25 protein-coding genes and 2 pseudogenes are annotated in these 22,114 nt (G+C 62.6%); 11 read left to right on the top strand and 16 right to left on the bottom strand.

What is annotated here, in order from left to right:
• Nucleotides 1–12 precede the first annotated feature (12 nt).
• Entirely contained in the window at nucleotides 13–1,212 is a 1,200-nt protein-coding gene (lhgO, locus tag EN885_RS11935) for an L-2-hydroxyglutarate oxidase (RefSeq protein ID WP_128243121.1), read from the top strand.
• A 61-nt stretch (nucleotides 1,213–1,273) separates the two neighbouring features.
• Here lhgO and EN885_RS11930 read toward each other — a convergent pair whose 3' ends face one another.
• Genes EN885_RS11930 through EN885_RS11920 form a run of 3 tightly spaced genes read right to left on the bottom strand, consistent with a single transcriptional unit; the run spans nucleotide 1,274 to nucleotide 3,697 of the window.
• Nucleotides 1,274–2,200: a dihydrodipicolinate synthase family protein gene (locus tag EN885_RS11930; protein WP_128243122.1), complete on the bottom strand. Its 927-nt coding sequence runs from the start codon at nucleotides 2,198–2,200 to the stop codon at nucleotides 1,274–1,276.
• Nucleotides 2,197–2,901: a ribonuclease activity regulator RraA gene (locus EN885_RS11925; protein WP_126105639.1), complete on the bottom strand. Its 705-nt coding sequence runs from the start codon at nucleotides 2,899–2,901 to the stop codon at nucleotides 2,197–2,199. Before EN885_RS11925 ends, EN885_RS11930 begins: the two co-directional genes overlap by 4 nt.
• Before the next feature lie 10 nt (nucleotides 2,902–2,911).
• Nucleotides 2,912–3,697, bottom strand: coding sequence for an SDR family oxidoreductase (locus EN885_RS11920; RefSeq protein WP_128243123.1), 786 nt, complete (start codon nucleotides 3,695–3,697; stop codon nucleotides 2,912–2,914).
• A 91-nt stretch (nucleotides 3,698–3,788) separates the two neighbouring features.
• On the opposite strand from EN885_RS11920, the gene EN885_RS11915 reads away from it, so the two are divergent.
• From EN885_RS11915 to EN885_RS11905, 3 genes are all read left to right on the top strand, one after another.
• The gene (locus EN885_RS11915; RefSeq protein WP_126105637.1) at nucleotides 3,789–4,682 is read left to right on the top strand and encodes a LysR family transcriptional regulator; all 894 of its coding nucleotides are present in this window, start codon (nucleotides 3,789–3,791) and stop codon (nucleotides 4,680–4,682) included.
• 69 nt (nucleotides 4,683–4,751) lie between these two features.
• Nucleotides 4,752–5,687, top strand: a complete 936-nt coding sequence (locus EN885_RS11910; protein WP_128243124.1) for a LysR family transcriptional regulator — start codon at nucleotides 4,752–4,754, stop codon at nucleotides 5,685–5,687.
• Nucleotides 5,688–5,814: 127 nt separating this feature from the next.
• Nucleotides 5,815–6,972: a mandelate racemase/muconate lactonizing enzyme family protein gene (locus tag EN885_RS11905; protein ID WP_126105635.1), complete on the top strand. Its 1,158-nt coding sequence runs from the start codon at nucleotides 5,815–5,817 to the stop codon at nucleotides 6,970–6,972.
• A gap of 242 nt (nucleotides 6,973–7,214) precedes the next feature.
• Here EN885_RS11905 and EN885_RS11900 read toward each other — a convergent pair whose 3' ends face one another.
• Entirely contained in the window at nucleotides 7,215–7,439 is a 225-nt protein-coding gene (locus tag EN885_RS11900) for a hypothetical protein (protein WP_126105634.1), read from the bottom strand.
• A gap of 255 nt (nucleotides 7,440–7,694) precedes the next feature.
• Between EN885_RS11900 and EN885_RS11895 the strand changes: the two genes are divergently transcribed.
• On the top strand, nucleotides 7,695–9,890 hold the full coding sequence (locus EN885_RS11895) for a tetratricopeptide repeat protein (RefSeq protein WP_128243125.1): 2,196 nt from the start codon (nucleotides 7,695–7,697) through the stop codon (nucleotides 9,888–9,890).
• An 11-nt stretch (nucleotides 9,891–9,901) separates the two neighbouring features.
• Here EN885_RS11895 and EN885_RS11890 read toward each other — a convergent pair whose 3' ends face one another.
• The 4 genes from EN885_RS11890 to EN885_RS11875 form a co-directional block, all read right to left on the bottom strand.
• Nucleotides 9,902–10,435, bottom strand: coding sequence for a YHS domain-containing (seleno)protein (locus EN885_RS11890; protein ID WP_281035137.1), 534 nt, complete (start codon nucleotides 10,433–10,435; stop codon nucleotides 9,902–9,904).
• A gap of 7 nt (nucleotides 10,436–10,442) precedes the next feature.
• Entirely contained in the window at nucleotides 10,443–11,033 is a 591-nt protein-coding gene (locus EN885_RS11885) for an ankyrin repeat domain-containing protein (RefSeq protein WP_126107406.1), read from the bottom strand.
• A gap of 247 nt (nucleotides 11,034–11,280) precedes the next feature.
• The gene (locus EN885_RS11880; RefSeq protein ID WP_164897827.1) at nucleotides 11,281–12,171 is read right to left on the bottom strand and encodes a sigma-70 family RNA polymerase sigma factor; all 891 of its coding nucleotides are present in this window, start codon (nucleotides 12,169–12,171) and stop codon (nucleotides 11,281–11,283) included.
• A 10-nt stretch (nucleotides 12,172–12,181) separates the two neighbouring features.
• Nucleotides 12,182–12,493 carry a hypothetical protein gene (locus tag EN885_RS11875; RefSeq protein ID WP_128243128.1) on the bottom strand — a complete coding sequence of 104 codons (312 nt, stop codon included), beginning with the start codon at nucleotides 12,491–12,493 and terminating at the stop codon, nucleotides 12,182–12,184.
• A 148-nt stretch (nucleotides 12,494–12,641) separates the two neighbouring features.
• On the opposite strand from EN885_RS11875, the gene EN885_RS11870 reads away from it, so the two are divergent.
• On the top strand, nucleotides 12,642–13,007 hold the full coding sequence (locus EN885_RS11870) for a VOC family protein (protein ID WP_127293740.1): 366 nt from the start codon (nucleotides 12,642–12,644) through the stop codon (nucleotides 13,005–13,007).
• Nucleotides 13,008–13,089: 82 nt separating this feature from the next.
• Here the strand turns inward: EN885_RS11870 and EN885_RS11865 are convergent, their stop codons facing one another.
• Entirely contained in the window at nucleotides 13,090–13,827 is a 738-nt protein-coding gene (locus tag EN885_RS11865; protein WP_128243129.1) for a cation transporter, read from the bottom strand.
• 65 nt (nucleotides 13,828–13,892) lie between these two features.
• Here EN885_RS11865 and EN885_RS11860 point away from each other — a divergent pair, with 65 nt between their 5' ends.
• On the top strand, nucleotides 13,893–14,318 hold the full coding sequence (locus EN885_RS11860; protein WP_128243130.1) for a helix-turn-helix domain-containing protein: 426 nt from the start codon (nucleotides 13,893–13,895) through the stop codon (nucleotides 14,316–14,318).
• A 69-nt stretch (nucleotides 14,319–14,387) separates the two neighbouring features.
• Here EN885_RS11860 and EN885_RS11855 read toward each other — a convergent pair whose 3' ends face one another.
• Nucleotides 14,388–15,092, bottom strand: coding sequence for an SDR family oxidoreductase (locus EN885_RS11855; RefSeq protein WP_128243131.1), 705 nt, complete (start codon nucleotides 15,090–15,092; stop codon nucleotides 14,388–14,390).
• Nucleotides 15,093–15,219: 127 nt separating this feature from the next.
• Here EN885_RS11855 and gcvA point away from each other — a divergent pair, with 127 nt between their 5' ends.
• Nucleotides 15,220–16,161, top strand: coding sequence for a transcriptional regulator GcvA (gene gcvA / locus EN885_RS11850; RefSeq protein ID WP_128243132.1), 942 nt, complete (start codon nucleotides 15,220–15,222; stop codon nucleotides 16,159–16,161).
• Between the two features lie 187 nt (nucleotides 16,162–16,348).
• Here gcvA and EN885_RS11845 read toward each other — a convergent pair whose 3' ends face one another.
• The 3 genes and pseudogenes from EN885_RS11845 to EN885_RS11835 all read right to left on the bottom strand — a co-directional run bounded on the left by EN885_RS11845 (nucleotide 16,349) and on the right by EN885_RS11835 (nucleotide 18,411).
• Nucleotides 16,349–17,059, bottom strand: a complete 711-nt coding sequence (locus EN885_RS11845; RefSeq protein WP_128243133.1) for a sulfite exporter TauE/SafE family protein — start codon at nucleotides 17,057–17,059, stop codon at nucleotides 16,349–16,351.
• A 99-nt stretch (nucleotides 17,060–17,158) separates the two neighbouring features.
• Nucleotides 17,159–18,097 (bottom strand): annotated as a pseudogene (locus EN885_RS11840) (cation diffusion facilitator family transporter); the annotation flags it as partial.
• A gap of 35 nt (nucleotides 18,098–18,132) precedes the next feature.
• Nucleotides 18,133–18,411, bottom strand: coding sequence for a metal-sensing transcriptional repressor (locus EN885_RS11835; RefSeq protein WP_128243134.1), 279 nt, complete (start codon nucleotides 18,409–18,411; stop codon nucleotides 18,133–18,135).
• Between the two features lie 299 nt (nucleotides 18,412–18,710).
• Between EN885_RS11835 and EN885_RS11830 the strand changes: the two genes are divergently transcribed.
• Nucleotides 18,711–18,932 (top strand): hypothetical protein, encoded by a 222-nt coding sequence (locus EN885_RS11830; RefSeq protein WP_128243135.1) that lies wholly within the window; start codon nucleotides 18,711–18,713, stop codon nucleotides 18,930–18,932.
• A 21-nt stretch (nucleotides 18,933–18,953) separates the two neighbouring features.
• Here EN885_RS11830 and EN885_RS11825 read toward each other — a convergent pair whose 3' ends face one another.
• From EN885_RS11825 to EN885_RS34180, 3 genes and pseudogenes are all read right to left on the bottom strand, one after another.
• Nucleotides 18,954–19,190 carry a hypothetical protein gene (locus tag EN885_RS11825; RefSeq protein WP_245493065.1) on the bottom strand — a complete coding sequence of 79 codons (237 nt, stop codon included), beginning with the start codon at nucleotides 19,188–19,190 and terminating at the stop codon, nucleotides 18,954–18,956.
• 187 nt (nucleotides 19,191–19,377) lie between these two features.
• A complete protein-coding gene (locus EN885_RS34185) occupies nucleotides 19,378–19,734 on the bottom strand; it encodes an FAD-dependent oxidoreductase (RefSeq protein WP_245329735.1) in 357 nt (118 codons plus the stop codon).
• Between the two features lie 104 nt (nucleotides 19,735–19,838).
• Nucleotides 19,839–20,279 (bottom strand): annotated as a pseudogene (locus EN885_RS34180) (FAD-dependent oxidoreductase); the annotation flags it as partial.
• Nucleotides 20,280–20,389: 110 nt separating this feature from the next.
• Here EN885_RS34180 and EN885_RS11815 point away from each other — a divergent pair.
• Nucleotides 20,390–21,064: a GntR family transcriptional regulator gene (locus EN885_RS11815; RefSeq protein WP_245493064.1), complete on the top strand. Its 675-nt coding sequence runs from the start codon at nucleotides 20,390–20,392 to the stop codon at nucleotides 21,062–21,064.
• Nucleotides 21,065–21,174: 110 nt separating this feature from the next.
• The gene (locus EN885_RS11810) at nucleotides 21,175–21,861 is read left to right on the top strand and encodes a pseudouridine synthase (protein ID WP_245493075.1); all 687 of its coding nucleotides are present in this window, start codon (nucleotides 21,175–21,177) and stop codon (nucleotides 21,859–21,861) included.
• Nucleotides 21,862–22,114 lie beyond the last annotated feature (253 nt).

Raw genomic sequence — 22,114 nt, 5'->3', positions numbered from 1 at the left:
GGACTGCGGTATATGACATTTCAATATTGCATCGTTGGCGGCGGCATCGTCGGGCTTGCCACCGCCTCCGATATCCTGGCTCGCGATCCGGCGGCTCGCATCCTGGTCATCGAAAAGGAGGCCGGTTTCGGCGAGCACCAGACCGGCCACAACAGCGGCGTCATCCATGCCGGCATCTACTACGCCCCCGGCTCCTTGAAGGCGAAGCTCTGCCGCGAGGGGGCGAAGGCGACGAAAGCCTTCGCGCGAGACAACAACATTCCGTTCGAGGTGTGCGGCAAGCTGCTTGTCGGCACCAGCCCGGTCGAGATGGAGCGCATGGAAGCGCTGAAGCATCGCGCTTTGGAGAATGGCATTGGCTTCGAGGAGGTCAGCGCGGCACGTCTGCATGAGATCGAGCCAAACATCGCTGGCCTGGGCGCGTTGCTCGTGCCGTCGACCGGCATTATCAACTATAAGCTGATTTGCGACGCTCTGGCCGAGGGTCTCAAGGCGAATGGCGCCAAGCTGATGACCGGCACCCGCGTCAAAGGCATCTCTGAAGACGACACTGGCGTGGTGGTGACCACCGATCGTGGCGAAACGATCCGCGCCGAGCAGCTTGTTGCCTGCGCCGGGCTGCAGTCGGATCGGCTTGCGAGGCTTGCCGGGCTCAATCCCACCCACCAGATCGTGCCGTTCCGTGGCGAATATTACACATTGCCCGACGCGAAATCGACGATCGTCAAGCACTTGATCTATCCGATCCCTGATCCGGATCTGCCGTTCCTCGGCATCCACCTGACGCGCATGATTGACGGACGGGTGACAGTCGGGCCCAACGCCGTGCTGGGCTTCCATCGCGAAGGCTACAAGAAGGGCAGCATCGACCTGGGCGATGTCACCCAGATGCTCACCTTCGGCGGCTTCTGGAAAATGGCCCGCAAGAACCTCACGTCAGGGATCGACGAGTTCCGCAACTCGATTTTCCGCCGCGGCTACCTGGAGCAGTGCCGTAAATACTGCCCTTCGCTCGAACTCCCGGACCTTGGCCAACCAGGCGCCGGCATCCGTGCGCAGGCGGTTCTGGCCGATGGCACGCTGGTGCACGATTTCCTCTTCCTCGACAGCCCGCGCCAGTTGCATGTCTGCAACGCGCCGTCGCCCGCGGCGACGTCCGCCATGCCCATCGCGAAGATGATCGTCGATCGGATCGAGGAGCGGTCACAATGATCCGGGCCCGATACAATCATTGCCCCACGCGTATCCCGCGGCAGGCGCTCGGCATGCATCGTCACAGCCTTGCGCGTGGGTCCTTTCGAGCCAACCGTTCCAGTAGGTAGTCGACTTCGGATCGACCGGCCGGCGTCAGCGACGAGCGCGGGCTGCGCTGCACGTCCGATGTTATGGCGCCGCGCCGCATCAGCACGTATTTGCGCACCGCGAGGCCAATCCCCTGTTGCTGCTCGAAACGGATCAACGGCAGGTGGGCATCGAAAAGGTCGTGCGCTGCGTCGCGCTGGCCTTCGCGGTGCAGCCGATCGAGTTCGACCAGCATGTCCGGAAAGGCATAGCCCGTCATCGCGCCATCCGAACCGCGTTCCGGCTCGAAGTCGAGGAACAGTCCGCCATTGGCCGTCAGGATCGAGAATTTCCGCAGGTCGCCCGCGGCTTGGAGCTTGCGGATCACCGAGATTTTCTCAAGTCCCGGCCAGTCCTCTGCCTTCAGCATGACGCAGGACGGATGTTCCTTCATTATGCGCGAGATCATCGGCACCGACAGGACCACCGATAGCGTCAGCGGATAATCCTGCAGGGCCCAGGGTACGTCCGGACCGATTGCTTCCACGCAGTGATGGAAATAGGCGGCGATCTGCTCGTCGCTGCGCAGGTGCGAGGCCGGAGCCAGCATCACGCCGGCTGCGCCGGCATCCGTCACCTCGCGCGCCAGCCTGCGCATGGCGGCAAAGCTCGGATTGGACACTCCAACCACGACAGGCACACGCGAGCGCGCGATCACGCGCCTTGCGATTGTCAGCGATTCCTCGGGCTCCAGTTTCTGGGCTTCGCCCAGAATGCCGAGGATTGTCATGCCGGCGGCGCCGGCATCCTGGTAGAACTCCGTCAGCCGGTCGACGGAGTCGTAGTCGACCGACATGTCCGCATTGAACGGCGTCGCCGCGATCGGGTAGACGCCTTTGGCATCGACGCCGAAGGTCATGTCTTCTTCGCGAAAGCGGCATAGCGCGCCTTCGTCTCCTCGTTCATCGGATAAAGACCGGGCAGCGGCACGCCGCGGTCGACCTCGGTCATGATCCACGCTTCCATCGTCTCCTGCTCCGGCGCTTCGGCCAGCACCTGCTCGAGAAATGCCGCGGGGATCAACACCGCGCCGTCATCGTCCACCACCACGATATCGTCGGGAAAGATCGCCACGCCGCCGCATGCGATCGGCTCCTGCCAGCCGACGAAGGTTAGACCGGCCACTGAAGGCGGCGCGGAAATGCCGTTGCACCATACGTTGAGGCCGGTACCGAGCACGCCCGCGGCGTCGCGCATCGCGCCGTCGGTGATCAATGCGGCGACATTGCGTTTGGCCATGCGCGCGCAGAGGATATCACCGAAAATACCGGCGTCGAGCACGCCCATTGCGTCAGCCACCGCCACGCAACCTTCGGGCATCGCCTCGATCGCCGCACGGGTCGAAATAGGCGAGGCCCAGCTTGCCGGGGTGGCGAGGTCTTCACGCGCCGGCACGAAGCGCAAAGTGAAGGCCGGCCCCACCACGCGCGGCTGGCCTGGACGGATAGGCTTGGTTCCACGCATCCAAACGTTGCGCAGGCCCTTCTTCAGGAGGACCGTGGTGAGGGTCGCGGTGGAGACGCCCTGCAGGGTCTCTACGACTTTCGGGTCGAGGGTCATCGGGGTCTCCTTAGATGCTGGGGATCAAGCCGCCGTCGATGCGAATGACGGAGCCGGTGATATAGGATGCGCGCGGGCTTGCCAGGAAGGTGACCGCGTCACCATATTCCTGCGGCCGGCCATAGCGCCCGACCGGAATGGACGCGGTGCTTTGAGCGGCTACTTCCTCGACCGGGCGCCCCTCGCGCTTGGCTTTCTGTTCGTCGAGAAAGGTGATGCGTCCCGTGGCGATGCGCCCGGGCAGCACGATGTTGGCGGTGATGCCGTCGCGGCCGACTTCGGCGGCCAGCGTCTTGGACCACCCGACCAATGCCATTCTGAGCGCGTTCGACATGCCGAGATTAGGGATCGGCGCGACCACGCCGGAGGACGTCGAGGTGATGATGCGGCCCCATTTGCGCTGGCGCATGCCGGGCAGCACCGCGTCGGAAACGGCGATCACCGAGCGCACCATGCTGTCGAAGAATTTCGACCAGTCCTGCGAAGACTGGCCGGCTGCCGGCGTCGGCGGCGGGCCGCCCGTATTGTTCACCAGAATGTCGACCGAGCCGAAGGCCTTCTCGATCGAGGCCAGGCGTCCCTCGATCGACGACAGGTCGCCGATATCCCAGCCCATTGTCAGCGCCTCGTTGCCGGCGCCCTTGATGGCCGAGGTGGTGTTTTCCGCAGCCGCTTCATCGATGTCGGCGACGGCCACACGCACCCCTTCATCGGCCAGCGACCGCGCGATCGCCCCGCCCAATCCGCCGCCGGCTCCAAAGACGAGCGCGACCTTACCCTTCAGTTCGAGATCCACAGAAAACCCTCCAATTCAAGGCGGATTATCATCAACGGTGCACAGAAGAAAACATGGCTTGCCGTATAATTTGATGATAGTTTTTCTATCGATGGAATCACGCTTTCTCGAAACCTTCCTGCTCGTGGCCGAACTTGGCTCGCTGGCCGAGGCGGCCCGCCGCCTGGCAATCACGCCGGCCGCCGTGGCCCAACGCATGCAGGCGCTGGAGGACGAATTCGGCAAACGGCTGCTGGTACGCGCGGGCCGCGTGGTGCAGCCCACCGATGCCGGCCATGCGATTCTGGAACAAAGTCGTAGAATCCTCGGCGACATCCGCCACCTGAAAACGCTTGCACAGACCGATTCGCCATCAGGTGAGATGAGGCTCGGCGCCGTGTCGACCGCGCTGACCGGCATCCTTGCGCCCGCCCTGCGGCACCTTGTCGACACGGTTCCTTCGGTCGAGGTCTTCGTTCTCCCCGGCACTTCCACTGATCTCTATCAGGCGCTCGGCGACGGAAGCATCGACGCGGCCATATTGGTGCGACCGCCCTTTCCGATCCCAAAATCGCTGCATTGGAGCGTGCTTCGGACCGAGCCTATGATCCTGCTTGCGCCGAGCGCCCTCGCCACTGGCGATCCGGAACAGTTGCTCGCAACGCTGCCTTTCATCCGGTATGACCGCAACAACTGGGGTGGCCGGCTGGCCGACGAGTGGCTGCGCCGCCAGAAGCTTCGGCCCCGGGAGTGGCTGGAGTTGGATTCGTTGGAAGCCATAGCCGTGATGGTCAGCAACGGTCTCGGTGTTTCCGTTCTGCCCGACTGGGCGCCGCCATGGCCGGAGGGGCTGTCGGTCGCGCGCCTGCCGCTGCCCGGCCCGCCGCTGGTGCGCGAGATCGGCATGTTGTGGCCGCGCAGCGCGCCTTCAGGACGGCTGGTGCGCGTCCTTCTAGACGCCTTCGAGGCAGTCTCGTCAGGCGGGAAGAGGGCCGACGATGCTTGATCAGCCTGGCTGCGACCATGACTCCGGCCGCGCTGGCGTGGCCAAGGAGGATCCTAGGGTGCGACACCAATGAGCGAACTGAAACCACCGCCGGACGCGAATGCGGCCGCTTTGGCGCGGGTCAACCTCAAGCTGCTGCAAACTTTTATGCTGGTCGCCGAAAACCGCAGCTTCAAGGAGGCCGCCGACCGGGCACGTCGTTCGCAGTCCGCCATCAGCATGCAGATAAAGCAGCTCGAGGACCAACTCGGCGCCAGGCTGTTCAACCGCACCACGCGCGACGTCAAGCTCACGCCTGAAGGAAGCAAATTGTTTGCCAGCACGCAGCGCGGCCTGCAAGAGGTCGGCATCGGCTTGCGCAACGTCCAGGAGGCACTGGCCATCCGGCGCGGCCAGGTCGCGCTGGCCTGCGCGCCCACCATCGCCTCGACCCATCTGCCGCGCATACTCGCCGAGTTCGAACGCGACTATCCGGGAATCAAGATGCTTTTGTCGGAACTTAAGTCCGCCGACCTTTACCGGGTGATACAGGCCGAGGCCGTCGATTTCGGCATAGGCCCGATCTGCGGCGATCCGGACCTCGATTTCGAGCCGCTGCTCGACGATCCGCTGCACGCGCTGATCCCCACGCGGATGTGTCCGCACAATCGTCGCACCATCACGCTGGCGGAACTGTCCAACCTGCCCTTGCTACACTACCACACCACCACGCTGATGGGTGCGATGTTCGAGCGCGAGGCTTCCGCCCGCGGCATCGCGCTGAACGTGCGGCACCGCTGCATCCAGGCGGAGACACTCGTCGCGATGGCCGAGGCCGGCATCGGTGCGGCAATCCTCACCCAGTCGATCGTCCGTTTCGCGGAGCCGAACCAGTCGCGCGTCTACCAGATCGTCGAGCCCGAGCTCATTCACCGCTACGGCATCGTGCGCAAGCGCGGCAAGGAACTTTCGCCGGCCGCCGAACGGCTCGCGCAATTGATCCGGATGTCGCTGCGCCAGGCCTGAAGGCCGGCGCCATCAAGGCGACTTCGGATTTTCGGAATAATCGATAGGATTTTTGAATTTTTTCTGAAGTTCGGCTTCCGCTAGACAGTGGCTTCCCGGCACGGAACGTCGGGAAAGGAGGGAAGTCGTGCTTCAGGATGTTTATGTCCAACAGGACAACAATGTCGTCGAGACCAGGAGCAAGATCGCTCGTATCCAAGCGCACAAGCTCGCCAACATTCCGATCACGCCGCCGCCCTATCGCGACAAGCCGAACAAGGAAGGCGCACTGCTTCTCCAGGTCGAGACCAACGACGGCCTCATCGGTTGGGCGACCAGCGGCTACACCCACCACGTCGCCATCGACCTGATCAACAAATACATCGCGCCGACGATCATCGGAGAGAGCCCGATGCGCACCGAACGCATTCCCCTGCTGTTCGATCGCGCCAGCTTCGAGCGGCCGCTCGGCAGGACGCTGATCTCGGCGCTGGCGATGATCGACATCGCGCTATGGGACATCAAGGGCAAGATGCTCGGCCAGCCGGTGCATCACCTGCTGGGCGGCGCGCGCGACAAGGTGCCGGTCTATGTCACGCATGGCGCGGCCTATGATAACGCCCCCGTTTATTCGCCGGAGGAACTCGCCGCGGAGGCGGCCCACCTCGTCAAACTCGGCAACAACCATCTCAAGAACACTGTCGGCCGCCAGCCCATTCCCGATCCCAAGGATGACTACATCCGCATGAAGGCGATGCGCGAGGCTGTCGGCCCGAATGTCAAGCTCGCGATGGACGGCAATCTGCGCATGAATCTGGCCCAGGCAGCGGAACTGTGCAAGCGATGCGAGGAACTCGACATCAGCTTCGTCGAGGAGCCGCTCTACTACAACGACCCGAGGCTGCTGCGCGAGCTGCGTTCGAAAACGACCATCCCGGTCGCTGCCGCAGAGAATGAGAAGTTCTCCGCGCGCGACCTGATCCTGGCCGACGCGGTCGACTACATTCAGCCCAACGTCAACAATGACGGCGGCTACTCGGCAGCCATCCGCACCGCCGCCCTTGCCAAGATGTTCCACATCCCGCTCTCGCACGGCAACGGCAATGGTCCGCACAACATCGCGTTGCATGCCGGGATTTCGAACGGCGGACTGGTCGAATACCATTTCCACAAGTGGATGGCCTACAACGCAATCTTCAAGAGCGTCCCACAACCCGAGGATGGCTATCTGCGTGTGTCGCAGGAGCCGGGGCTGGGGCTTGAGCCGAAGGATGGCCTGATCAAGGAGTTCGCGGTGCAAATGTAGCGCGGCCAGGCGTCGGCTTAGTAAGGTAGATTGGCCCAACGCGGCCGGCGAGCGAAGTTTGCTGCCTGTCCCGCCATCTGCCCTTCCCTGTCAATTACCATGGAATGGGAATCCCAGCCTTTCGCGCAAAACGGGCTCTGACTCATATGTGGGAACGTATAGGACCCCGCCCGATTGCAACAGGTTAGCTGAATCCGGTTGATGGTCACAACTGCTGACGTATATCCGGCTTCTTGATGCGGCTAGATGTTCAGCGCCGTGAGCCTCGATGGGTTTTTGCCCGCATCCATCTCAACGGCCCAGACATCGACATCGCCGAAGCCGTGCCGGGTCCAGACAAGGTTCGGACGCAGCGGGGCGAGGAACGTCTCAATTTGGGCCGTAAGCTGACAGACAGGTTTGGAGGCTCGACTTAGTCGGAAGCGGACCTTCAGGCACTCTGCGTGCATCGACGCGATCTGACCCATTCCGGTCATTCCCAGAGCATTTCGGCGTCTCCAAGCGGACACTCAGCCAAGCCGGCGCTGATGACCTAAGCAGACATCTTGTCGAGAGAGCTTTCCGTTCAGAACTCTCGTGGATGGAAGGACCGGCGCGTTGCGTATGCCGAGTAACCCCGCCATCCGCTAGCTATAGCTAAAGCACGCTCGCGTCCGAAGCAGGACTAGAATAGGGTGAAAGGTAAAGCCGCTACGACCGACCAGGGAAGGTGCACGGCACGTATGGACCGACGGCTTACGGCAATACTTGCTGCCGACGTGGTTGGCTACAGCCGCCTCATGGGCGAGGACGAGGTAGGCACGCTCGAGGGACTCAAGAGCTGCCGTCGCGAACTGATCAACCCCGAGATCAAGAAGCACCACGGCCGCATGATCAAGCTCATGGGCGACGGCGCGCTCGTCGAGTTCGCCAGCGTCGTCGATGCCGTCCAGTGTGCTGCTGTAATCCAGCGCCGGATGGCCGACCGCAACAAGGGCACCGCCGAAGCCCGGCAAATCCGGTTTCGCATTGGTGTCAATCTCGGTGATATCATCGTTGAGGGTGACGATATCTACGGCGACGGGGTAAACATCGCAGCCCGTCTGCAGGCGATCGCAGAGCCCGGCGGAATTTGCATCTCCGGGACGGCGTTCGATCACGCGGTGCACAAAGTGGATGTCGGCTTTGCGGATATCGGAGGGCAGCGCCTCAAGAATATCGCCGATCCGGTTCGCGCCTATCGGGTTCTGCTCGATCCCGGAGACGCGGGGAAGATCTTAGCGGCGCCACGCCGGCCAGGTTCGCGCATCATGGTTTTGGCAGGAGTAGCAGCGCTGCTCATCGTCTTGCTTGCAGGCATTTTTGCATGGCAATGGCAAAAGCCCTCCGCGCTCGAAAAGCCATCCATTGCAGTACTGCCGTTTACGAACCTGAGCGGCGATCCTGGCCAGGACTATTTTGCCGACGGCATCACCGAAGATTTGATCACCGACCTTGCGAAGCTTTCCGGGCTCGATGTGATCGCCCGTAACTCCGTCTTTGCCTACAAAGGAAAACCCCTCGTTTTGGCAGATGTTGGGCGTGACCTTGGCGTGCAATTTGTCGTTGACGGCAGCGTGAGGCGGACCGGCGATCAAATCCGCCTCAACGCGCAGCTCATCGATATCGCCACTGGCAACAATCTATGGGCTAATCGGTTCGATCGCGGCATCGCGGACGTGTTTGCAGTCCAGGACGAGATGGGCCGGGAAATCGCCAAGGCGCTCGGCGTCCAAGCTTCGGCAGCCGAGAGCGAGCGAATGGCACGCCCGCCGACTTCCAATCTTGAAGCCTACGATAACTACCTGCGCGCTGAGCAGGCGGCTCGCTCCGGTGGAGGCTCAGGTCTGAGGAAAGCACTTGCGCTCTATGAAAAGGCGGAGGAAATCGACACCGCTTTCGCTGAAGCCTTCGCGGCCGACGCACGCACGAGTGTCTATGTTTGGCGGGCTGGCTTCGATGACATCACCCAGAGCGCGCTTGCGAGAAAGAGAGCTTATGAAAAGGCAGGCAAGGCATTGGAACTCGATCCGGACCTTTCATCGCCCTATGCCCTTCTAGGCATCATGCAGGTCATCGATCGCCATTACGACGAAGCGATCGCCTCGGCGAAGCGGGCCGTTGCAATCGGCCCGGGAGACGCTGGGTCTCATATAGCCCTCGGATACGTGCAGTTGTTCGCTGGCAATCACGCTGAGGCGGCCAATGCCGTCGAGACGGCATTGAAGCTCGATCCCAATCTGCCCCCCATGGACCGGGAAATCGCTGGTCTCGTCTTTCTCCTTCATGGCGACACCGCGAAGGCCATCGAGACTCTCGAGCGTACCCGCGACGATGCCCCGGCGGATGGTGGTTTTCGGATTCTGCTCGCAGCGGCATACGCTCGCGCCGGCCGTTTGCAGGATGCAAAAGCGGCGATCGCCGAGGGCCTCCGCGTGACTTCGACGTCCGAATCCCCTGCTAGGCGGCGCTCCTTAGCTGCATGGCGACATTTTTATGCCAATTTGCGCAACGCTGAGGATTTAGCTCTGATCCTCGACGCCATGCGCCAAGCAGGCTTGCCCGAGTGGCCTTTCAACTTCACCGCCGACGAACAGAACCGGTTGAACGGCGCAGAGATCGCTTCTCTCGTCCTGGGCCATACACTGCAGGGTCAGCTCGAGCCCGATCGTCAACCTGCCATCATGCAGGTCGCACAGGATGGCACAGCGGGCTTCCGCACGATGACGCGAATGCTCACGCTAAGAGTCTACGTCGATCATGACGTCTTATGTGAGCAGAGCGAGAATTCGTTTGGACGCCCCGAGTGTGGTCCCGTTTACAAACGCAGCGATGTTCCCGGTGAGGAATATTCCTACGTCAATTCAGGTAAGGTGTTTCACTTCGTGACGGTGAATTGAGCTCGTGACTTTCAAGGGCTATTGATCGAGTCCCAATCCGGCTGATCAACCGCCAACTTCGCTTCGACGACCGGCCAATTAACATCGGCTGTCGGGATTTGATCGGTAGCATTGTCGGCGAAGGCGTCCGCGTTGCCTTGGTCATAGATCAAGTAGAGCTTTTCATCGATGATCTTGAATGCTTCCGGATCTATGTTGACCGTAACCGATCCGGAGCCCGCGACCTCGCCGGCACAGTAGCCACCGTACTGAGGAGCGTATTTGGCCGGCTCGCTCATGAACATTTCTTGGTGTTCCTTGCTGGCAAAATGCCACGGTGTACCAAGCCATTCATATGAGAACTCGTCTGAGCCCTTCACAGCCTTTCCTTCGGTGAAGTAGGCGACTGTGTCGTAGCCCATGAGCGCCACGCCGCCGAAATACCCGGTGTTCACCGAGTCGTCGGCGAAGGCAGATCCCGCGCCAGCAACCGCGGCAAGCGCAAATGCGGCCGCCGACACTGAATAGCGAACCAGTTTCGATGTGATCGCTGTGCTCATCTGCATTCTCCATTCAATCGTGGATGGCTTCGCATTTCGCTGCATTCGCTTCGCCGAGGACCTTCGTCTGACAGGTGGCCCCGTGGCGTTTGAAGAGTTTTATCATCTCCGCATTGCCCTTCCAGAACGCGCGGGTGATCGGCCAGTAGCCATGACCCTCAGGGTGTTTCACATCCGCGCCCTGCCCAATGAGAAATTCTGCGAGTTCGAGGTGGTTTTCCTCACCCGCGACGGTCAACGGCGTGACCCCTGACTTGTTGGCCGAGTCTTCAAGCACCGCCCCCTTCTCGAGCAAAAGCTTGGCAATCGGAAGGCTGCCCGAAAAAGCTGCCGCGTGGAGCGGCGTGAAGCCGCCCGAATTGCGCGCCATGACGTCGGCGCCCTTGCTCAGCAGGAATTCCGCAATGGGAAGCTGATCGTCGAGAGCAGCAGCGATGAGGAGCGTTGCCTGGTCGCGTGCCCGGCTGTCGACGTCGGCACCGCCTGCCAAGGCTTGCTCCACAGCACTCTTGTCGCCGGCAGCGATGGAGTCGAACAACGGCTCACCTGCGACTACTCTTGTAGCCGCCAAGACCAGCATAGTAAGTGCCAGCAGTCCACGCATCGTGTAGAATAGCATATTAGCTTCGAGTCATACAAGCTGCATTGGGCTCATCGGGGCAGATGCCGGCGGACAGCGCGGCCGGATGTCCGCTTTAAGCTCCACCAGGGAAGTCGCCTCCGGGTCACGGCGGAAGGTTCCACCCGCGACCGCAGGCTGTGTCAAATGCCACCTCGATAAATAGGGCAGCCGGTGGCGCAACCTTGGCCATGTCGCCTTCGCGCCATATCCCGCTATTCCAGCCCTCCCCTCACCCCTCCACCGCGCTGATCTCCGCATCGACCAGGCACCAAGTTGCGTAGCGGAAGTCGCGGATCTGGACGACCCGCTCGTCCCGCCATTCGACCAGCATGAAGCCGCGCACGGCGCCATCCGGCTCCTGCGGGTTGCGGATCAGGATTGCCGGCTTGCCGTCGACGAAGCCCAGCGAGAGCGCCCAGTCGGTCGCGCGGTCGTAATTGCCGAAATAGGTCGACACTTCGGCCTTGCCGCGCAGGCGGGTGCGGTTGACGACTTCGAGCTGGATATCCTCGGCGATCAGCGCCCTGACCGCATCGAAGTCACGTGCGTTGAACAGATCGACATAGCGGCGCAGCCGCCGCTCGTCATCGGCGTCGAGCCTGGGCGCGGCGACCTGCTCCGGCTCGGCTGCAAGCAAGCGCAGCTGCGCCCGCCCGCGATGCAGCGCCGCCTTGGTCGCGGCCAGCGTCGCGCCGGTCACCTCGCAGGTCTCGTGCAGCGAAAGGCCAAGCACGTCGACCAGGATCACGGCGCCGCGCTGCGCCACCGAAAGCTGCATGAAGCTGCGCAGGCCGGCCGCCGCGGCGAGCCGCGCGTCGGCGCTGCCGGAGGGATCCTCGATCGTGGTCATGTCGGTCTCGGCCATGCGCGATCTTTCCCGATGGCGCCGGCGCAAATGGTCCTGCGCGGCATTGTGGGCGATGCGAAACAGCCATTGCTCGGGCCGTTCGACCGTCATGCTGCCGTCGACCGCCTGCAGCGCCTTCAGCAGCGTCTCCTGCACGATGTCCTCGCCGTCGATCACCGAGCCGGCCATGCGGGCGCAATAGCGATGCAGCCTCGGCCGGAGCTCGGAGAGCATCGCCTCTAGCGCCGGCCGATCGAGTTTTTGTGGGATCATGGCGTCCATTCTATCCGGCTTTGCCGCCCTCGAGCACATGATAGTTGCCGATGATTTTGGCCGGCGATCGCTTGACCGGCGTCGAACGCCGCTCCGCATGGTTTTGCGTGAACGCCTCGAAAGCCGCAAGCCCGGTCAGCGCGGATGTGTCATTTCCCTCGCCGACGACGTGGATGAACTCGCCGTCGTCCAGTTCGAGCACGAGATAGCGCACGCTCTGCGGCGCCGTCTCATCCAGCGCCTCGAATACCTTTGCCACCAGCGCGCGGTTCTCTTCCAGCCCGGTGTCTTTCACGCTGTAGCGAATGAGTTTGTAGCCCATGGTTCGTCTCCTGATTGGTTGACCTGAGCAGAAGACGTTTCGCGTTCCCGAAAAGATTCTCGGCTCGGCATGAATCTTTTCGGCCGCCCGGATCGTCTTCCACCTGTGAACCGCTACGCAGCACCATCAAGGAGCAGGAGAGACGACCATGCACATCCAGTTTGCTGAACTGCCGGTGTTCGACCAGGACCGCGCCAAGGCGTTCTACATCAGGCATCTCGCCTGCCAGGTCGCGGCCGACGAGAAGATGGGCGATAGCGGCTGGCGCTGGATCGAGCTGACATTTCCCGGCGCTGTCACCAACCTGCATTTCGTGAGGCGCGCCGACGACACGGCAGGCGCGGAGCCCGTGCTGGTGCTGGTCGACGAGAATGTCGAGGCCACGATCGCCGCTTTGAAGGCTGGCGGCGTCGAGATCATCACCGAACCGCAGGAGGCGCCCTGGCAGCCAGGCCGCACGGTGGCGGAATTTCGCGACAGCGAGGGCAACCGCATGGTGGTCGCCAGCCAATAATGGACCGGCCGGAGAGCGAGCCTCTGAATTCTGACGCGGCCATTTGGACGACTGGAGAGGGTGGTGAGTGGACGATGGCCTGTCATTCTGCAGCAACCCGACCAGGGCGCTGTCCTTCGTGATACTCGCGCCACGCCTGTCGCAGGATTTGCACTGAAGACGTGAGGAAGATGCCTGCCATCAGCGCCGCCACCGCCAGATCGGGCCATGCCGTCGATGTGCCCCACACACCCAATGCAGCTGCCATAACCACAACGTTTCCGATCGCATCATTGCGGGAGCAAAGCCAGACCGATCGCACATTCGCGTCGCCGTCCTTGTAGGGTCGGAGCAGGAGCACGGAACCAAGGTTTGCCGCTAGCGCAAGAAAGCCGATCGCACCCATTACTTCAGCGCTCGGAAGTCCAAGGACAAGTGTCTGATAGACGGTGGAGCCAAAGACCCAGACAGCCATAACGGAAAGCGAGAGGCCCTTGAACAGGGCGGCCGTCGCTCGTGTGCGGAGGCTTGCCCCGATCACGGCGAGACTCAACCCGTAGGTGATGGTATCGGCGAAAAAATCTAATGCATCCGCCTTCAACGCCTGCGAGCCCGCAAGCTGACCGGCCACCATCTCCGTCAGGAACATCGCCCCATTGATGCCGATGACTGTCCAGAGCATGCGCTTGTAGCGCGGGTCCATACCGTCAAAGATTGGCACGCCCCCAGAGCAGCAAGCCTCTTCGACCTCGTTGCGAGCGGCCGTCGTGCTCACTGGAAAGACCAACGGCGTCGGGGCGCAGGAAGCGTTCGTTTCGTGATTGCAGCAATGGTCAGCCATGCGGCGCCTCCTTTTGTGCAGGCACCGTAGTCCCTATAGTGACTAGAGGTTCAAGAGGCTTTTTCATGGATTTTTCGATTGGCGAACTCGCGCGGCGCACCGAAGTGAAGGTGCCGACCATACGCTACTATGAACAGATCGGCCTGTTGCCGCCGCCGCCTCGCACCGAAGGACAGCAAAGGCGCTATGACAAAAACGGCATGGCGCGACTCGCCTTCATCAAGCATGCGCGTGAACTTGGCTTCGATATCGAGGCAATCCGCGCGCTTCTGTCGCTGCAGGACAACCCAGATCAATCTTGCAGTGTTGCCGACAGGATCGCAAAAGCACGCCTTGCTGAAGTCGAGGAACGCATTGCCAGCCTCAACGCTCTACGAACGGAATTGCAGCGGATGGTCGAGGAATGCGCCTCTGGCCGGGTGGCTGAATGCCGCGTCATCGAGACTTTGGCCGACAGTAGTCACGGGCATGGCCGCTTAGTTGAGACCTGATTGAGTAGTGCAGTCTGCAAAGGGTCGATTCCGGCCGGTAGATGCCCCAGCCAGGGCGTCGAGGCGGCGTCAGATCGCGCGGATGATGCCACCATCGACGCGAATGTTCTGGCCGGTGATGTATCCGGCCCCTTCGGAAGCGAGGAAGGCAATCGTCGCGGCGATTTCATCGCTGGTGCCATAACGCTGCATCGGCACGCTGTCGCGGCGCTCCTCGGTGGCGGGAAGGCTGTCGATCCAGCCGGGAAGGACGTTGTTCATGCGAACGTTGTCGGCGGCGTATGTGTTGGCGAAGATCTTGGCGTAAGCGGCAAGCCCCGCCCGGAACACGGCCGAGGTCGGGAACATCGGGCTCGGTTCGACAATCCATGCCGTCGAGATGTTGATGATGGCGCCGGCTTTCTGCTTGACCATGTGCGGCGCGACGATGCGCGTCGGCCGGATGACGTTCATCAGATAGACGTCGAGGCCGGTGTGCCATTGGTCGTCGGTGATTTCGAGGATCGGCGCACGTGGCCCATGACCTCCGCTATTGACCAGGACATCGATGCGACCCCAGCGATCGAGCATGAGATCCACGAGACGTTGCAGATCGTCGTTCGACTGGTTGGAGCCGGTCACGCCAAGCCCGCCAAGCTCCGTGGCCAACGCCTCGCCCTTGCCGGATGAGGACAGGATGGCGACCTTGAAGCCATCCCCCGCCAGACGCTTTGCGGCCGCAGCGCCCATGCCGCTGCCACCGGCAACGACAACAGCTACTTTTTCTACACTCATCGTATCTTCCTTCTCGGGTGACAGGAATCCGAAAGCGATGTCTTCGAGGCTGAAGTAGTGATATAACCGGTTCTCCCGGCTGGTTCGAACCAGAAAGTCTGAAATCAACCTGTAGAAAAACTCCTGGATGCCCGAAGCCTTCCATAGCTTGCCGGCGCTCAATGCGCTTCGCGCCTTCGAAGCGTCCGCGCGCCATCTCAACTTCCGCATCGCAGCCGAAGAGCTGAGCGTGACGCAGGGTGCTGTGGCGCAGCATATCCGCGGGCTGGAGGCCGATCTGGGGGTAAAGCTGTTCGAGCGACTGCCGCGCGGCCTCGCGCTCACGAGTGAGGGTCGCGCCTATGTGCCGAACATTCGCCGTGCCTTCGACCTGATCTCGGAGGCAACCCTGCTGCTGCGCCCCGAGCCGGCCCGGCTGACGATCAGTGTGACCCCGAGCTTTGCCACCAAGTGGCTGATCCCGAAACTGCCGGAGTTCGTGGCGCACAACCCGCTTGTCGACCTGCGAATCCTGGCCAGCGAAAGCCTGTCGAGCTTCCAGGCCGACGGCGTCGACATCGCGGTCAGGCAAGGTCGCCCGCCCTTCGGCGCCGGCCTTCTCGTCGATCTCTTGTTTCCGCAACAGATCATCGCCGTGTGCTGCCCCTCCTTGCTGCCTGCTGGCGCGAGCGAAATCGCGCCAGCAGAAATCAAGAATCATGTGCTGCTCCACGATGCGCACAATCTGTGGCCGGAATTCATGGAAAAGGCCGTCGGTCTCAAGATGACGACGGAGCTAAGACGCATTCGCTTCAATCAGACCGTCCTTGCGATAGAGGCGGCTGTCGCGGGCCAGGGCATCGCGCTTGCCAGCCGCTTTCTTGTCGCGGCTGATCTAGCCGCCGGCCGGCTGGTCCAGCCTCTCGGCGTGGAGATGCGCGGCACGCAGGATTTCTACGTCGTGGTTCCACGCAAGCAGCGGCACCCCGAGCCGACGCAAGCCGTTCGGCAATGGCTGCTGAACGAGGGGGACGAGGCACGGCTGTTGCTGTGTGAACATCAGGCCCCGATGTTCGAGAGACGCGCCTGACGCGGCTCGCCCATGCCGAACCTCAGGTCAAAACGTCAAGGCGCCGACAATCCTGCGTCGAAGCGGCTGCGCGCCCGACATCGTGGCGCGGAGACATCACATGATCCGGAAAAGTTACATCAAACAAGGAGATAGAGACCTATCTTGATCCTATTGTGCGGATCAAGCGCCTGACACCTGAGCACGATCAGGAACCGGACATGATCTGCCAGAAGGCAACGCCCGCAAGCGCTAGCCCAGCAGCGCCTTCGATGGTTCGGGAAATGGTTTCGAGTGGCTTGCCGGCGAAGAAATCCATCAGGCGTTCCCGAAACAGGATCGCCAGCACCGCGACGCAGGATAGCGTCAGCGCCACACCGACCATCATGGTAATCGCGAAGAGAATGCCGGCGCCTGGAATGCCCCTGGACATCGCGAAGGTCATCACGAAAAGCGTCAGCGGGCACGGGATCAGACCTGCCATAACGCCGACCGCCTCGCCCTCGTGCTTGTGGTGACGGCCGCGGCTCAAAGCGCGCCAGAGCATCCAGACACCGATCAGGCCGAGCAGCCCACGACTGATATCCTCCAAAAGCGGAGCGCGGCCGACGCTGCCCAAGGCGATGGAAACCAGCGGCAGCGAGAGGACCGCAATCAGAACGGCAATCATCACATGCGTGAAAGACAGCGTGATCGATACGAGAAGGCCGCGCGGAACCTTTGCATCCGAACCCGCAAGATATGTCGCCAGCACGGCCTTGCTATGACCCGGCGTCAGCGCATGGGCGGCGCCGAAGACAACGCCCATCGGCAGGAAGCCCATGAACGCCAGCCAGTCGCCTCCCACTGAGAGCAGTTTGATCTGCTCGCCGAGCGTCAGGTAAATCGTGCGCTGGAACTCGACAAGGATTTGGAACATCAGCCGAGGGTAACAGAAACGAGCCGGTCGGAGCGACCGTTAGTGCCTGTGTTCGCTGTGACCATGCTCATGGGGATGATCCGCATCCGCTCTCGCCAATCTTATGTTGGCCGCCGCAAGCGCCGGCATGTGCTCGAACAGCTCGTCTTCCAGCGCCGTCGTGATCTTTCTCGCTTCGGAGACCGGCAGGCTTTCGTCGACGGCGATGGCAATGTCGGCGTGCAGCTTATGACCGATCCATCGCGCCCTGGCGTCGACGATGCGCACTCCCGGCACGTGCGCGGCAGCATGGTGGATTTCGCTGATGACATCAGGCTCTATGCCGTCGAGCATGCGGGTCAGCACCGAGCGGGCCGACTGCCAGACGATACCGAAGATCGCAAGTGTGATCAGCAGGCCGACGATCGGGTCGGCCAGCGGAAAACCGAGCCAGACGCCGAGCGCCCCGAACACCACGGCAAGGCTGGTCAGGCCGTCGGTGCGGGCATGATAGCCGTCGGCGATCAGCGCGGCGCTGTTGATTTCCCGGCCGACGCGGATGCGGAACACCGCAACGGCCTCATTGCCGAGAAAGCCGACAATGCCTGCCGCCGTCAGCCACCCAAGATGCGTCACCACGCGTGGATTTATCAAACGATCGATGGCCTGATAACCAGCGACGATGGCGCTGAACAGGATGATCCCGACGATGATGATCCCGGCCAGGTCCTCGACCCGGCCAAGGCCGTAGGGGAAGGTCGGCGACGGCTTGCGCCGGGCCAGTATGAACGCGATCCACAGCGGAATGGCGGTGGTGGCGTCGCCGATGTTGTGGATCGTGTCGGCCAGCAGCGCTACGCTGCCCGACAGCACCACCACGACCATCTGCATCGCCGCCGTGATTGCCAGGATGACGAACGACCATTTTATCGCCCAGATGCCCCGGTCCGTCGTCGTGATGGTCGCATCGATGACCCCGTGGGTGTGACCGTGCGAGCCGTGGCCGCCATGACCATGCGCCGCGTGATCGCGCGCCCCGAACCCGAACCAGTCGAGAATGCGCGCGCCGAGACTGCTCACGGGTATTTGACTGCTCACAGGTATTTCGCCAGTTGCTTGAGTTCCGCCAGCGAGTTGCCGCCCGCTTCCGCGGTGCCCGTTTCCGCAGTATCGCTCAGGCAATGCTCGATATGATCGTGGATCAGTTCGCGCTTTGCGCTGCTGATGGCGCTTTCCACGGCATGAAGCTGCTGCGCCAGATCAACGCAAGGACGATGCGCCTCGAACATGGCCAGCACCGCCGAAAGGTGGCCTTGCGCGCGCTTCAGACGCTTCACGATATCGGGATGCGAACGGTGGATGCCTTCGGACATGCCTGCGTTCCTATCCTCCCCAGGGGGATACGGTCAATCTTTTTTGAGCCCACCTTGCCGGTGAGGCTTCCCACTGATCGAAGAAAACCACCGGCCCGTCCAGCGACCTGCCACCCTCTTGCGGTTAGCCTGTCGGACCGGCCGGCCCGTATTATTTCGTGACCATGTCGCGCTGGAACCTTCCCTCGCACCACGCGTTCGGGGCGCTGTATTCGCCGTGCCTCATATTTAGGCAAACTTGGCGACGGGCGAATATCGGTGGGGAGGCAAGAGCATGGGTTGGGGAGGAGCATGTTGTCATGTCGAACCGAGAAATTGGAACGTCCCACACATTGGGGCTGCGCGTCGCTGATCTCAAAGCCAGGATGCGGAGCGCCCGGATCACCGAGCACGAGATGAAAACCTTTCAGAAGGTCGCCGCCGTCATGGGAGGAAGTGAAGGCTCCCTACGCCTCGATGCCGACGACCTGATTGCCGCGTCTTTCGTTGTCGAGATGCTGGACGACCCCAGGGCGAATTGACGATCGTGGCACCCCTGGCGATCAGCCAGGCACGTCGGAGGCCAGGAAAGCGGCGCGTCCGAGACTGGCGGCCGCTTTCGTGACGCGTTGCAAATGCGCCTGGCGCTCGGCCACGGAGAGAGTGTCCATGCGATAGAGCGCCAGGAATTTGGTCGAGCACAGCGGATGGCAGACGGAGCGGAAGCCGCGCAGCAAGGTGCGCCGGCCTGGCTGTCCCATGATCCACGACATCAGCGGCGTCGCGCCGCATGTGGTCAAGACGGAACACCATCAGTCGCGTCAAGGCCTGCTCGCTAAGGCTGATGCTCTACGACGCCCCCTCTGTCCTGCCGGACAGAGGGGGCGCGGTCCCGCAATGCCGGCATTGAAATCCTGTTTCTTCTCAAGGGGATGAAAGTCACAGGTGAATCTATTGAAGAGGTGCCGTCGCAATGACGGCAGGCACTCATCGCCCCCAGCCGGGAAAGCGGTCTGGGCGCAGCCATTGCTGCGTCGGGTTGCCATCGCCGGAAAGCACCGCGTCCACCAGCCAGCGCGCCGTCGCCGGCGCGGCATGCATGCCGATCGAACCCATGCCGCCATGCACGAACAGGCCTTCGATGGCAGTCTTGCCGGCAACCGGCAGACCGTCGGAGAGCATCGGCCGGTTGCCGGGATAGACGTTGCTCACCCGCGGCGAGCCAAGACCGGGCAGCATGCGCAGCGTGCGGCTGGCGATCCGGCTCGCCATATCGGTGTTGCGAACCAAGTCGCGAAAAGCCGGCTGGACCGATGCGCCGAGCCGCGCATCGCCGCCACGCATCGGATTGAGGCAGATGGCCTCGACGGCCGGCTGGTCGTCCCGCTGAAGGCATGCGTCGCCCCCATCGGCTCCAGCGTCCAGGCGCGGCCGACGTGATAGCCGCCCGCCACCTTGAAGCCGATGCGCGGATGGTCCCGCGCGAGCTCCGCGCCGGTGACCTTCTCCATGGCGACACCGGCGGCCCGGTAGCGATCGGCGACAGTGCCGGCCGCCTCGAAGCTGGCCTCGTCTTCCGAGATGAGCAGGTGACCTATCGCCGAGAACTCGAAGGGCACCGCTCCTTGCGAAAGCTCCTCATAGATCGCCGCGCAGGCGTCGAGCATCTCGACCACTTGCGTCTGCGGGCCGCTGAGCAAGGTGCCGGTATTGCGTCCCGACGATTCGGTGGCAATCACCGCCTGTTCGAGAACGACCGTTTTGACGCCTCTGGACGCCAGCTCCCAGGCCAGCGTGCAACCGGCGATGCCACCGCCGATGACGACGGCGTCGACCGGTCTGTTGTAGGAGCCCGGTTGCTTGGCTGAGCGGCCCGATGCGAGCGACATGGAGTTTCCCCCGGCGGATATATGGATATCTGGATACTCGTATACGAGTATCCAGATATCCAGACAAGCTGCTTTCTGTTAGGCAGGGTCCAAGTGACAAGGAGAATCGAGTGAGCGGACTTGGCGAGGGCTTGATGCAGAAACCGCTGACGGTGGCCGAGCAGGTGGCGAATGTGCTGCGCGAATCGATCGCCGACGGCAGTCTGACGGCCGGCACGCCACTGCGTCAGGACGATCTTGCCGAGCGCTTCGGCTTCAGCCGCATGCCGGTTCGCGATGCGCTTCGCCAGCTCGAAGCCGAAGGCATCGTTTCGATCCATCCGACCAAGGGGGCGCATGTCGCCAGGATGGACGCTGCCGAGATCCGGGAGATCTTTGCGGTCCGCGCACTGCTCGAAAGCGAAGCGCTGCGGCTCTCGGTGCCGAACCTCGGCAAGGAGAAGCTCGACGAGGCCGGCTATGTGCTCAACCAGATCGACGCCGAGCCGAATGTCGGCCGCTGGGGAACGCTGAACCGTGCCTTTCACCTCGCCCTTTACAGCGCCTGCGGCAACGCCCGTCTTCTTGGCCTCATCGAAGCCCACCACAATGCGGCCGATCGCTACGTTCGCGTTCTCCTGTCCAACCTCAACTATCGCAGCCGCTCGCAGGCGGAGCACCGCGACCTGTTGACCACCTGCCGCCACCGCGATGCCGAGGCGGCCGTCCGCGTCTTGCGAAAGCACCTCAGCGAAGGCATGGAAACGCTTGCCAAGGCTGGAGATGGGCTAGCGGGAAAGTCCTGACCTTGCCGGAACGACGTAAGCCGCCACAACCGAGTACCGGCCGGCCACGCCCCTCGCCTGGCGCCAGTCGTCCCCGAGCAAATCCCCCCGGCGTCAGCCTTTGCCGCGCGCTGTCGAAACTCGGTCTGTGCTCGCGCAAGCAGGCCGAGATCCTGGTCGCCGAAGGCCGCGTCCGGGTCGCCGGCAAGATCGTGCGCAACGGCTCGATGCGCGTCGATCCCGGCCGCGACCGCATCGAGGTCGACGGCAGCCGCGTCGTCGCCGAGCGCAAGGTCTATCTGATGATCAACAAGCCGCGCGGCCTGGTCACCACCCGCGACGACCCGCAGGACCGCGGCACCGTCTATGACTGCCTGGCAGAACTCGACCTGCCCTTCGTGTCGCCGGTCGGCCGCCTCGACAAGGCCAGCGAAGGCCTGCTTTTGATGACCAACGACACGCGTTTCGCGCAGCGCCTGCTCGACCCCGCCTCGCACGTCGCCAAGATCTATCACGTGCAGATCGGCGCCCTGCCCGACGAGGCCATGCTGGCGCGGTTGCGTGCCGGCGCGACGGTCGATGGCGAGCTTTTGACGGCGCGGTCGATCGATGTTCTGCGCAGCGGCACCAGCACCGCCTGGCTGGAAATCACCCTTGACGAGGGCCGCAACCGCCATATCCGCCGGCTGCTCGGGGCGCATGACGTGGAGGTGCTCCACCTCGTGCGGGTGGCGATCGGCCCCTTGCAGCTCGGCGAGCTTGCCAAGGGCAAGGCCCGCCACCTTACCGCCGAAGAGCTGGCGCTGTTTCAGGGCTGAGCGAAGACGCCTCGCTCTTCCTTCTCCCCTTGTGAGGGCTTTGCACGGGGAGCGAAGTGGATTTCGGTGGTCAGTGGGGGCCTTTTTGAAGGCCGGCAGAGCGGTTTTCCGCGGCCCTTGCGAGGCCTTTGTCGGTTTAGGCAGCCATCCTGCCGGATTGTGGACGCACTCCTCCCTCATGTCCGCCTCTCATCGGGTGGATAGAGGACGCCAATCATGGTGCGCAGATTGTAAGCGCAGGCGGCCAGTATGC

Origin of the sequence: Mesorhizobium sp. M6A.T.Cr.TU.014.01.1.1 (assembly GCF_004022765.1) — a bacterium.
Classification (GTDB): domain Bacteria; phylum Pseudomonadota; class Alphaproteobacteria; order Rhizobiales; family Rhizobiaceae; genus Mesorhizobium; species Mesorhizobium mediterraneum.
This window is presented reverse-complemented; position numbering and strand designations above follow the sequence as displayed.